The following is a 12,811-nucleotide window of genomic DNA, read 5'->3' on the forward strand; positions in this document are numbered from 1 at the left end:
CCTTCTCCCAAATCTGGGAGAAGGGGAGCCAGAATTTCAAAGTCCCTCTCCCAAATCTGGGAGAAGGGGAGCCAGAATTTCAAAGTCCCTCTCCCAGATCTGGGAGAGGGATTTAGGGTGAGGGCGAAAACTACGGTTCTCAACTTAGACGTAGGTTGGGTGGAGCGGAGCGCAACCCAACTGATTATCAGGATGTTGGGTTACGCAAAGCCTCCACCCAACCTACAATTTTTTTACAACATTCTAGCCAAGAGGGTCTACGACAAGACTACCGAGATTTTTTCAGAAATCAAATATGATTCCTATAGAAGTATTTTCTGTAATATTATGTGCCTCACCATTACAGACTTAGAGCAGCTACAAACCGAGCATCCAGAATGGCAGATGGAGTTGGTTGAGGGGAAAATCATAGTTATGGGGCCATCAGATTACGAGTCAGAGGAAATTGGCACTCGGTTGAGTACCTTCTTGAATATTTGGGTAATGTCGCGCAAGCTAGGGCGAGTGACTGGCTCTAGCGCAGACTTCATATTACCTAGAATAGAAGAGGACGACTCGGAAAAAAGAAACCTGCGTGCCCCTGATGTGTCTTTTGTTCGGGCTGACCGATTGAAGAAGACCAAGCGCGACTTTGTAGAGTTGGTTCCAGACCTAATGGTTGAGATTAAATCTAAAAGCGACAGAATCAAACCGCTTGAGGAGAAGATTCAGTTATTTTTGCAACTTGGGTCTGTAGTCGGCATACTGATTGACCCTGACAAATTAACACTAATGGTTTATCGAATAAACCAAACTCCGGTGATATTGCAGAATGGCGACACGCTCAGATTACCAGACTTGCTACCAGGTTGGGAACTGGCAATATTAGAGCTGTGGCCACCTGAGTTTGAATAAATATAGGCAAAAGTTTTTTTAGGTGGGGTGATAGGAAAGCGATCGCAGTTGGGTAAGTTACATCTAGAACACCCAAGCACTTCCTACCCCCTGGAAAACACTTATGAAAACCGAATTAAAAGCCAAGTTTCTCCAACACATCCTCGCCAAGAAGAAGGGAGATGAGGGTTTTACACTTATTGAATTACTAGTAGTAATTATCATCATCGGTATTTTATCTGCGATCGCACTACCTTCTTTCTTGAACCAAGCTAACAAAGCCAAGCAGTCGGAAGCTAAAACCTACATAGGTTCAATGAACCGCGCTCAACAAGCTTATTACTTAGAAAATACTTCATTTACAAGTTCAATTGGTGCTTTAGGACTTGGTATTCTAACACAAACCGTAAATTACAATTACTCAAGTAGCATCGGTACTGCTACAGGCTCTGCTGCTGTAGTAACCAACCAAGCATCAGTAAATGTAACCACTGCGCCTCTCAAAAGCTATGTTGGTGGTGTAGAGGTGGCAAACGTAGGTGCTACCAGTGATGCTACTACCCTAGCTGTTTTGTGTGAAGCTGCACTCCCCATGTCTAGCGGTGGTGTAAATGCAAGTGGAACTACATTCAGCAACACCGGTGCAACATTTACTTGTCCCACCAGTTACGTCCCTATGTCTAAGTAACCAACCAAGGACAAACAGTATATAAACTGTCTCTCAACGAGATATTTTCCCAAGTGGGTAGATGCTTCTATCCACTTTATTTCCATTAGACATCTCCAGAAATTAATTATGCGTTGGCCGAAATCCTTAGTAGGCACAATTCATGAATTGTGCCTGCGTAATTTTCACCAGATGTCTATTATCTAAGTCGTTCACAATTATATTCCAATACGCTTGGGTTAGCGTCAAAAACCATAAACTGCGTAGGTTGGGTTGAAGGTCGTGAAACCCAACAAACCACTGAAAATGTTGGGTTTCGTTCCTCAACCCAACCTACGATTCTCCTTAACCCAAGCGTATTGAATTATATTTCTCATAAAATTTTCTCAGAGAATTGCAATGATTACTGATATATATAATTGGCAAAATCAAGCTGAACAATACTTCATTCAAGAAAAATATTCGCAAGCAGCGGAGCTATATGAACAAGCAATAGTAATAGAACCAAATGCTATTTCTTATTATTGGCATTTAGGGTTACTATTGCTATTACAAGGGCAAGAAGCAGAAGCTCAAATGACTTGGATGCTGCCAATGACAGAGGCAGATGAAGAACAGTTACAAATTTGGACAAATGAACTATTTCAAGTTTTGCAAATAGAAGCCGAAAGGCGTGAAACACTGGCGGAATATTCTCTAGCTTGGTTAATTCGCCAGCACATGCGGGAAATTAATCCTAGTTATATAAATAATTTGCTTCAAATTCTTATACTTTCCCTCAAATTGGAAAAGTTTGAACAAATTGAGAATTTGAATGAGTGGGGATTAATTGAAAGCTTAAAGGCAAAAGAAAATATAGAAATTAATAGCGAATTATTAATCCAAGTTATAAAAGAACTTTTAAATACTGTTCCCTTACATCCAATTAATCTAAATTTAATAGAAGCTTGTCTTCCTTATTTCTCTGATCCTCATCAATGCTTCTCTATACTGCTTCCTGCTGCTATGGAAATTGGTCATACTTGCCGGCAGCCTTTACTAGCATCATCTCTGCTAGAATTGCATTTACGATTGGAACCAAATAATGTAGAAGTTTTGCGGCACTTAGCGGCTTTTTATCAAGACACTCGTAATTATTCTCAAGGTATAGAGACAGCCAGGTTGTGTTATTCCTTATCAGAAGACTTGGCTGATAAAATTTTTGCCCTCCATTTGCTGTTAAGGGGTCTAATGTCAGCAGGAGGATATTGGCAAGAGGTATGTACAACTTGTGAAGAATTGGAAACTGTGTTTCAACAGTTTATTAAAGCTGAACGAATTCCTCTAGAAGAAGTAAGAATATTACGGTTGCTTATGCCATCTTTTGCGATACCTCACATTAAAGATACTCCTGCTGATTTCCGAGCTATTCATAATCAGGTAGCTGAGATTTTTAATAATTATATTCAATCTCTTGGCCAATCACAAGGAAAAAACTATGATCATCAAATCATTCATCATCAATCTTTAACACACCATCCGAAAAAATTAAAAATTGGTTATATATCTTACGCTTTAAGGACTCATTCTGTTGGTTGGCTAGCTCGCTGGTTATTTCAACATCATGATCGAGATAAATTTGATATTCATACTTATTTTATTAACTACAAATTAGGAACCGATAATCTCCAAGATTGGTATCTAAATCAGCCAGGAAAAGCTTGGAAATTAGGTATTAATGGCCTACAAAATGCTGACCAGATATATCAAGATGAAATTGATATTTTAGTTGACCTTGATAGCATCACTCTAGATGTTACTTGTGAAGTGATGGCACTCAAGCCAGCCCCAATTCAAGTTACTTGGCTGGGGTGGGATGCATCAGGCTTACCTGCAATTGATTACTTTATCGCAGATCCTTATGTACTGCCAGATGATGCCCAAAATTACTATACAGAGAAAATCTGGCGATTACCTCAAACTTACATAGCAGTAGATGGTTTTGAAGTAGGTGTACCAACTCTCCGCCGCGATGACTTGGATATCCCTATGGATGCCGTTGTATATCTCAGCGCCCAAAGAGGATATAAACGCCATCCAGAAACGACAAGGTGGCAAATGCAAATTATCAAACAAGTATCTAACAGCTACTTTTTGATTAAAGGACTTTCTGAGGAGGAAACAATTAAACGCTTCTTTTATCAAATTGCCGAAGAAGAAGGTGTAGATTGTTCTCGGTTACGATTTTTACCAATAGTTCATTCAGAGGCAGTTCATCGTGCTAATTTAGGCATTGCTGATATTGTATTAGATACATTTCCCTACAACGGAGCGACAACAACCTTAGAAACATTGTGGATGGGTATCCCTTTGGTGACGCGAGTTGGTGAACAGTTTGCAGCGCGTAATAGCTACACCATGATGATCAATGCGGGTATAACAGAAGGGATTGCCTGGACTGATGAAGAGTATATAGAATGGGGTGTGCGCTTGGGCAAGGATGAAGTTTTACGCCAGCAGGTGGCTTTGAAGCTGAAAGCATCGCGGCAAACAGCACCGTTGTGGAATGGCAAGCAGTTTACCCGTGAAATGGAAAAGGCTTACGAGCAGATGTGGCAGAAGTATATTGAGGGGAAATAAGCTCTTAGTGAGGGCTTCAGCGCTCTTTTCTTAAAGGATGTTTACGCCGTCGTGTGCAACTTTCTCTCAAACCTAACTCCCAACCCATTGGTGTCAACTTAAGAAAAAATCTGCTTTGAGAAGGCGTTTTGCCCTCATCCCCTAACCCCTTCTCCCAAGTTGGGAGAAGGGGAACTAGAGAATTTGCTCCCCTCTCCCAATTTTGGGAGAAGGGGAACTAGAGAATTTGCTCCCCTCTCCCAATTTTGGGAGAGGGGCTGGGGGTGAGGGTGAAACCTCGAAAGCATACCTTGCCTAACTTCTACGTTAAGTTGACACTAATGCTCCCAACCCCTTCCCTACATGGGAACGGGAGCAAGAATCAAAGCCTCTGGACCTTTCGGAGAGAGGAATGGAAGCGGGGTTTTAAGAATAAGTCGCACATTGCGTTAATTAACCCCATATAATCTGCAAGTTTAAAACAAAACCAGGTAATATATTTTCTCCAGATAAACTTGTAGGGGACTCTAATACTTCTTTTGGTTGTCCTTGTCGATAAATTTCAACACGGCGTGTTTTTCGGTCAATAAGCCAGCCTAGCTTTACTCCCGCGTTCATATATTCTTGCATTTTTGCTTGTGTTTCACTCAAACTATCAGATGGGGACATTAACTCTAAAACAAAATCGGGGGCGATGGGTGGAAACTTTTCGCGTTGTTCTGCTGAAAGGGCGATCCATCTGGTAAGTTTGATCCAGGAAACATCAGGAGAGCGATCGGGACCATTAGGGAGTTTAAAACAAGTGGAAGAGTCGAAGACTTCACCCAATTGTGTTTGTTCGTTCCACAAGACAAATCGTGCAGTAAGTTTGGCGTTATGTTTTCCAGTTTCTCCTCCTGTGGGTGGCATTACTATCAATTCTCCATTGGCGTTGCGCTCAAATTTGATATCGGGATTATCCCGACATAGTTGGTAAAATTGGTCGTCGCTAAACTTGACAATGTTGTTAAAGTTAATGGTAATTGCGGTCATGGGAATATAACGAACTTGTTTCCACAACTTGTATATAAAAGGCTTCTAAACCTGCAACACAGGCTTTATCGTCAAAGAGACGGCCGTGATTTTGGCTCATTTGCTCTGCAATGCTGCGTCGCCAAGCTGGGTCTAGTCCTAATTTAACAGCAATTTCGATGTATTCTGCTTCCTTTTCAGCTATAGTATCTGTCACCCCTAGCATTTTCAGGAAGCTGTCAGAGTGACGACCGCGCATAAATTCTCCGGGACAGGTAACAATGGGGAGATTACAAGCGATCGCTTGTTTCCATCTTCCCTCAAAAAAGAATTTATTGCTCAAGCAAAAAATAACTGTTCAGCTTGTGCTTCGCTAAAAACTTCTATTTCGTAAGATGTCAGAGTTTCTGCTTTTGCTTGACTCAGTGCGTTTTTATCTTCGTATTCCAAAACAATTCTTGCATATATGCAAGGTAGCAAAGCTGACCACTGAATATCAGCCAAGTTTTCCACTAGAGAAATTTCTAATCTTTCGGTAACATCTAAATCTTCCTGTACCAAAAGATTCATAACCACACTAGATAAAAATAGTTCAGCATCTTTACCAGTAATGTTACCAGTATCGATAAGTAGGGTAGTTTTTTCACTATTAGGATGAGTGGCGATCGCCTTCATCACTCGTTGCAATTCTAAACCGATTAACTCTTCTGGTTGCGACCAATCTGGGAAAATAATTAAATTAAGCTCTTTGAGGTTTAAAGAAAGGAGAGTAGCATCAATCAAGGCAGAACTTACGGTTTCCGCCATTTTTGACCATAAGAATTTTTTCGTCTGTGTTAAACCCCCAGTAATTAAAGAGTAACGAATACTAGGCTTTTGCACTTCACAGAGCGCATTTGCTAGTTCATCCACATCATCATCATTCACATATATTACTGCATCTCCTGCTACTTCTGGAATAGAGGCATTAGGACAGGTGATAACTGGACAACCACAAGCCATTGCTTCAATAACAGGCATTCCAAAACCTTCATACTTAGAAGGATAAACTAGTGCTACAGCACCAGAGTAAGCTATTGCCAACTCTTCATCACTGAGTTGCAGCATATAAACAACACTACCTGATGTGTAAGCTCTAAATTCAGGTGTTAATAAACCGCCGCTTCCTGTACAGATAATATCAAATCCGTAGCTATTGGCAAGTTTTGAAAGAGCTTGGAAGAACAAAATACTATTTTTATAGCTAGTTCCACCACCAACTAAAATAAAGTAAGGCTTTGTAATCCCATATTTTGATTTAAAAGCATTAACCTCTTCAGATTTGCCTGGTGAAAAAGTACTGCTAACTCCGCAATGAGCTACGGTAACAGATTCTATAGGTATATCAGTAAAACAGCGTGCCAAGTCACCCGCTGTATGTTCTGAAATTGCTATATAAGCAGATGCATGTTGAATACTATGATGCTTCTCTCGCCACATGGGATTATTCATATCCCATCCCATAACTTCTGGAATCATGTCATAAGCCATGAACACAGAAGGCGTTGTAGTCGGCGTTGTATAGTAAGAAGAGATGAATAAATCTGTGCTTTCTTCATCGCAAACTTGCTGTAGCATTTCCCGGTCAGCATCGGTATTGTTATAGTCATAATGTGAAATACTGCGATATTTAATACCGGGAATTTTGGGAGCAGTTCCAGCCCGGTCAAGTACAATAATATGTTTAGCAAAAGTGCTATTTGCCCATTCTTCTAATAAGGATTTCCAGACACGCGCAATACCAGTTTGGTAAAGTTGGAAAAATACCCCGTCAACCAGAATTATTGGTGTTGCTTTCTTAATCTGTGAAACTTGTTGCTGCACTTCATCTGGTTGCAAGAACCGCCAACCATTGTTGCTGAGTTCTCGTTGTGCAATTGGTACTATACCGCATGATTCGACGGTATCAACCATTGTTTCATCTCTTAGCCACGAAAAATATTCACGCAACAGAACCGGAAACTTAGTAGTTTCCTGTAAAGCTTTCCACTGTGAGACAGCATTGCTATAACCGTAGTATTGCTCTTTAAAGCGTAATTGTTCTGGTGTTACGTAAGCAAAATGTTGGAAAACTAAACCATGCCTTTCAGTCTCTTGATGCAGAAAAGGATTTACTGCTGCAACATCCCGCCATTGACCATTTAGTAGAGGTTCTTCTAGTCTTGGTGGTTCATGTGCTACCCACACTGATCCTGGCTTATATCTCCAGGTTCGCAACCACTCTTGTCTGGGATTTTGAGCATAACAATTACGAGTACTGATAATTATTTTTTCTCCTACAAAATACCAGCACCAATAGAAAGCGGCAGTTTTATCAGGATTCTCAATAAACATCTGTCGTGCAGTCAAAATATGCTCGACTGTCCATAACTCATCTGCATCTATTTGCCATACTAAACATTCTTCATTGATGTTCAACAATGGCTCATTAGCCATTTCCCGTTTGCCATCCCAAAACACACCTTCTGGCTTACGATAAACTGTGATATTTTCGGGATATTGCTGTGCGAGTTCATCTAAATATTCTGTTGTACTGTCATTGCTGCGACCATTATCATGGATTTCATCGTCTATATATCCACCCTGCTTTAGACTCCATCCAGTATCGTGCTTTAATTCAGCTACACCTTCGACAATATGCCAATGCCATTTGAAAGGAAGTTGTTTGAATATCTCAATGTGGTAGCGGATAAATGGTTGCCCATTCAGAACGATAGTAAAAAAGTGAATTGGTAAACAGGGAAAAGCAATATAATTTTCATAGAAAGAATCAGAATTGATTACTTTTTCTCCAATATCTCCATTTTGACTTATACGATGGCACTCATAACCATGTTGAATCAAAATATCAAAAGTAGATTGAGCATTACGGTTTAAGCCCTCCAACATTTTTTGTGATATCTCAAACTGTATAAAATAGATATCTTTTTTTCTTAATAGTTCAGTTGCTCCTTGTAATACATCAATTTCTGCTCCTTCAACATCAATTTTTAAATAATCAATTTTTTGAATATCGTTGTTTTTACAAAAAGAATCTAGTGTAATTGTTTCCACAATTTCAGTATTGACAATAGGGACATATTGACCAGAGCCTTGCGGGTCTAGCATTTGAGGTCTGCCAATACTATTCCATACTGAAAATTCCTCCGAAAATTCGTTAAATTCGATTTGGATATTATGAGAATAAACTGCTTGTTGAAATGGAAAAACATTATTACACTTTGAGTTACTTAATCGTTCTTTTAGCTTATTAAAGGTATTTAATGTCGGTTCAAAAGAATAAACTTTACCATAAACTCCTACTAATTTGCTTAACAAGATTGAATAGTCACCAACATTTGCTCCAATATCAAAAACCATCATTCCCGCACGCACAATTTTGCTAACTAGCAGTTGTTCAGATATTTCATGCAGAGAAAAATAATTATCGACTTGCTCAATTTTCTTAAATATAGAGTAACCATTGCGAATAGTAGTACTTTCAGCAATTAATACATAGTTTTGATCTGCAAGCAATCTTTGATGATTTCTATAGTTTTTAAATGTAGTAATATCATCTAGACAAATAAGATTTGCTCCATATACTTCATCTAATTCAGCTTCACCAGTAAATTCTGAACCATCAATTAAAACTAAATCAAAACAATCAATGTTGTTTTCCTTCTTAATTTTTTGAATTCCGTTGTCAGATACTCCAGACTTATTTACATACTCAATATCTTGTCGTAACCAACCAAGCACACGCTCAAGAGGATAAAGATTTAGATTAGTATAATGGGTATTATAAAAGTCAATAATTTCCTTTTCACCAGCAAACTTTTTTAGAGAAACAGAAGACATATTATAGCATTTTACAAAATATTCATTTTTATAATTATTTTTCAACTCAGTAAATCTAGTTTTTGAAATTTCCATGCAAAACAATGTTGGCTTGTTAGGGTTTTCCCGAAGCCCTGTTACAAATGCTTCGGTACTTCCTTCTCCTGAAGATGAGCCAATTTCTAGAACTGTTTTAATATTTTCTTCTTTAGCAATCTTTTGAATAGCTGTATAAAATTCATCGTTTTTAATTTCTGGAGGAATCAAACGGTTAAGTTCAGAATCGGCAATTTTTTTATTCATATTCCTATTCTTATCTTTAGCTGTTTACTCTAGCGATCGCTCTTACTCTCCTACTCTCTTCTTCACTTGCTCTAATACAACCTTGTAATCTTGCCGCTCAGGGTGCAACTTCACCAGCTTCTCCAAAGGTGCGATCGCACCTTTAAAATCGTTCAAGTGCAACCGCGCCACAGACAGTTTCTCTAAAGCAAGTTGGTTTTCTGGTTCCCGTTGTAAAACCAGCTCGTAGCCCCGCGCCTGTTGCTGTAATTCTGACTCAGCAGAAGGAGACGCAATTGCTGGCTTAGGTTGACTAGCCTGTTGTATTGCCGGAATTACAGCAAACACCGTAGAACCAAAAAACGAGAACATCGACACTATCGTGACAATCTTTTGTCGCCGCTGAATCTGCTTTTTGCGGGTAATTAGGTATTCTGCCTCCAAACTAGCCATGCCCCACATACTTGCTGCGGTAAATACTTAGGTATCAGCAAGCCTCCTGTTCTGAAGATACCCATCTGCCCAACAGAAACTAACATCTTGGCTAGAAATTTTTTACACAAAATTCAAATGGTGACTCTGAATACCAGAGAACTTTATGGTAAGCCCATGCTGTAGCGACAATTTTGCCATGCGTAGTTTACCGCCGTAGGCATCGCTCTTAATGCTTCAAAGCACAACCCTCTCCTCCACAGTCCAAGAGGCTTTGATTCTTGCTCCCCTTCCCTTGTCTACGGTGTACACACAAGTCATCGAATTAGCCAAAAGAAAACCTCACCCTGTCCTGACTTTAATCTAATCCCTCTCCTTACTAAGGAGAGGGACAGGTTTTGCGTAGCAGAACCAGGGTGAGGTTTCTTCCCTTGTCGGAAAGGGGTTGGGGGTTAGGTTTGAGAGAAAGTTGCACACGGCGTAAAATATTAAAATTATATAAAGATTTAGAATTAATTTGCTTAATGCCAGATGTTTGCGATATTCTAAATAACGTTTAGATAAACATAAACGGTACACACTTCTACTCAATTACAAATTCCCCTGTCAGTCAAAAACTTTAAACTAGCCCCTGTCCTATGGGTTATTCAACAACCACACATATTTTTTGTGATTCCAACAAATAGAATTTTCACAGTCTGAACCTTTGCCTGATTTCTGCAAGAAGTTTAAGGACTGCTTGGTGAAATCGGAGTTTTGTGGTGGTAATTACCGTACAAAACCGAATTTGCCAGTAACTTAGTAGAGTTTATTATGGTATAGTTAAAAAGTTAAGACTAGCTTTACCAAATTACACCACTCTACGGCCGGCAACAATTGCAGAATGGTAAGCAGTTTTAATTAAGTATTTACTAACCAAATCTGAATTCAATCGAGGTTATGACTCAAAAAGTGATTCACCCAATGGTGAAATTGCAGCGCAACGTGCAATCACTCATAGAATCGAACATTATCAAGCCAAGCGATAGCATCTGGAAAATCGCCTTGCTCTACGGTAATGAATGGCAGCACTGGAAACAAGAACTGCTCGACTTTGGCTTTAGTATGCAAGACCCAGTTAGTGAATTGCTAGCTGTAGAAACTTGGGATGAAGAATAGAGAATAGGGAATAGGGATATTCAATATTCCCTAGTCCCATTCGGCTACGCTCACGGCAAGCCCACTCCCTAAACTTTGCAAGCAGCTAAAGCCGCAGCTAATTCTTTTGCAGTTTGATAGCGATCGCGTGGCAATGGTTCTGTAACGCGATCAATCACATCTCTTAATTGGGAACTAATGGTGGGAACTTTTGCCACATCAAACCTGAAGTTTCGTCCTCGTTGGCGGTAATACTTAAACGGGTTTTCTCCTGTGAGCAGAAAAATCAGCGTTGGCCCAATTGCATACAAATCAGATTGAGTCAAAGGTTGTCCTCGCTCTTGTTCAGGAGCGCAATAACCTTCTGCCCCAATTCGAGTACCGGGGGCTGTGCCAATTTCTTTAACTGCACCAAAATCCAGCACCACAATGCGATTTACTGAACTTCGCACCATTAAGTTGGCAGGTTTAATATCGCGGTGAATCAGTGGAGGGCTTTGGCTATGAAGATAGTCTAAGATATCGCACGTTTGGATCATCCAAGCGATCGCTTGGCTTGGTGTAACTGGGCCAGTGGTATAAACGCGTTTCTCTAAATCTTGTCCGTGGATTAGTTCCATTGCCAAATATTTTTTTCCGTCTTCTACAAAGAAGTCATAATACTTGGGAATTCCAGGATGGTTAAGGGATTTGAGAGTGTAGGCCTCCCGCTCAAATAACTCTTGAGCTTTGGCAATTTTCACCATATCAGCATTCATTTGCTTCAACACCAGCAGTTGTGGTATAGCCGCAATCTCACCAGTCGTATCCCTAGCGAGATAAGTAGTACCCATACCTCCTTGTCCGAGAGTTCGCAACACCTGATAATGGCGAATCCTCTGTTGCACTGAGAGAGGTTGACCGCAGTGGATGCAAAATAGATTATTCGGTGAGTTACCCTCGTGCGTGCAAGTCGAGGATGAATTTGCCGGATTTTTTGCTGAGTAAAATGTCTCGGCGGCGTTTTCTTCTGTCCGTTGCATATCTGGCCGCAAACCAGTTTCCACTACTGTTACCTCTTGAATTTGGAATTGCAGTATTGGGCCTCCCTGTGCTAGTTGCAAAAGGGAATTATCTGGTAACGGACTTTGAATCACCAGGATACCGTTAAGGAAAGTCCCATTTGTACCCTGACTAATCAGCTGCCAAGCACCGCCATTGCTAGCCAAATCGACTTGTCTGAGTTCTAGATGATGCCGCGAAACTAAACTATCAGTTAAAACAACGTGATTATCTGCCGCTCGACCAATCCGAATTATGGAGGAGTTCTCAAAGCACCACTGCTGGAGGGGCGTTTTCTGTTGCGGTTCTAACAGGGTCAGACTAACCACAATACAACCTAAAAGATAAGAGGAACATGGAGTGGGGAGTTTGGAGAGACGCGATTAATCGCATCTGTACATAGGAGAGACGCGATTAATCGCATCTGTACATAGGAGAGACGCGATTAATCGCATCTGTACATAGGAGAGACGCGATTAATCGCATCTGTACATAGGAGAGACGCGATTAATCGCATCTGTACAGGAGTTATTTTTCCCGATGCCCGATGCCCCATTCTCATTTATTTTTAACTTTCGAGATTTGGGCGTACTTTTGCTCGAATAAGTATACCAGTAATGTTGTCATGACCATTGTGTTGGTTCGCCAAATCAATTAAATCTGTAACACCTTGTTCTAAATTAACACCAGAACTAAGTAAGGGTTTTAAGTGAGTCTGCCAATGGGTTTCTAGCAAATCGTTATCTGATAGACCGTCCGATGCCAACAACAGCAGGGTATCTTCATTGATATCGAAAAAGCCGACATCGGGATTAACCGAGTTTTCATCACGAGGCCCCAAGGCTTGAGTGAGTTGGTAGGCATCTGGGCGGGCGTAAGCTATGCTTGCTTCCACTCCGCGCGTAATTTCCC

The 12,811-nt window shown here is 40.4% G+C and carries 8 protein-coding genes and 2 pseudogenes; 4 read left to right on the forward strand and 6 right to left on the reverse strand.

The features are described 5' to 3' along the window. Window positions 1-327 precede the first annotated feature (327 nt). The 3 genes from ACYTXL_RS17705 (at window position 328) to ACYTXL_RS17715 (ending at window position 4,159) form a co-directional block, all read left to right on the forward strand. Window positions 328-894: a Uma2 family endonuclease gene (locus tag ACYTXL_RS17705; RefSeq protein WP_461925892.1), complete on the forward strand. Its 567-nt coding sequence runs from the start codon at window positions 328-330 to the stop codon at window positions 892-894. Window positions 895-997: 103 nt separating this feature from the next. Continuing rightward, a complete protein-coding gene (locus tag ACYTXL_RS17710; RefSeq protein WP_461925886.1) occupies window positions 998-1,561 on the forward strand; it encodes a type IV pilin-like G/H family protein in 564 nt (187 codons plus the stop codon). A 378-nt stretch (window positions 1,562-1,939) separates the two neighbouring features. Next, window positions 1,940-4,159: an O-linked N-acetylglucosamine transferase, SPINDLY family protein gene (locus tag ACYTXL_RS17715; RefSeq protein ID WP_461925887.1), complete on the forward strand. Its 2,220-nt coding sequence runs from the start codon at window positions 1,940-1,942 to the stop codon at window positions 4,157-4,159. A gap of 432 nt (window positions 4,160-4,591) precedes the next feature. On the opposite strand, the gene ACYTXL_RS17720 is transcribed toward ACYTXL_RS17715, so the two are convergent. From ACYTXL_RS17720 to ACYTXL_RS17735, 4 genes and pseudogenes are all read right to left on the reverse strand, one after another. Further along, window positions 4,592-5,170, reverse strand: coding sequence for a Uma2 family endonuclease (locus tag ACYTXL_RS17720; RefSeq protein WP_461925888.1), 579 nt, complete (start codon window positions 5,168-5,170; stop codon window positions 4,592-4,594). Then, window positions 5,151-5,456 (reverse strand): annotated as a pseudogene (locus ACYTXL_RS17725) (O-linked N-acetylglucosamine transferase family protein); the annotation flags it as partial. The gene ACYTXL_RS17720 and the pseudogene ACYTXL_RS17725, both read right to left, overlap by 20 nt. Before the next feature lie 32 nt (window positions 5,457-5,488). Then, complete coding sequence (locus ACYTXL_RS17730) at window positions 5,489-9,310, reverse strand: FkbM family methyltransferase (protein ID WP_461925889.1); 3,822 nt, start codon at window positions 9,308-9,310, stop codon at window positions 5,489-5,491. 42 nt (window positions 9,311-9,352) lie between these two features. Beyond that, window positions 9,353-9,742, reverse strand: coding sequence for a tetratricopeptide repeat protein (locus ACYTXL_RS17735; RefSeq protein WP_461925890.1), 390 nt, complete (start codon window positions 9,740-9,742; stop codon window positions 9,353-9,355). A 918-nt stretch (window positions 9,743-10,660) separates the two neighbouring features. On the opposite strand from ACYTXL_RS17735, the gene ACYTXL_RS17740 reads away from it, so the two are divergent. Continuing rightward, window positions 10,661-10,879, forward strand: coding sequence for a DUF4327 family protein (locus ACYTXL_RS17740; protein WP_181930103.1), 219 nt, complete (start codon window positions 10,661-10,663; stop codon window positions 10,877-10,879). A gap of 68 nt (window positions 10,880-10,947) precedes the next feature. Here the strand turns inward: ACYTXL_RS17740 and ACYTXL_RS17745 are convergent, their stop codons facing one another. Then, window positions 10,948-12,228: a protein kinase domain-containing protein gene (locus ACYTXL_RS17745; RefSeq protein WP_461925891.1), complete on the reverse strand. Its 1,281-nt coding sequence runs from the start codon at window positions 12,226-12,228 to the stop codon at window positions 10,948-10,950. Between the two features lie 239 nt (window positions 12,229-12,467). Next, a pseudogene (locus tag ACYTXL_RS17750) lies at window positions 12,468-12,811 on the reverse strand (serine/threonine phosphatase); the annotation flags it as partial.

The sequence above is a fragment of the Nostoc sp. genome (assembly GCF_054880495.1).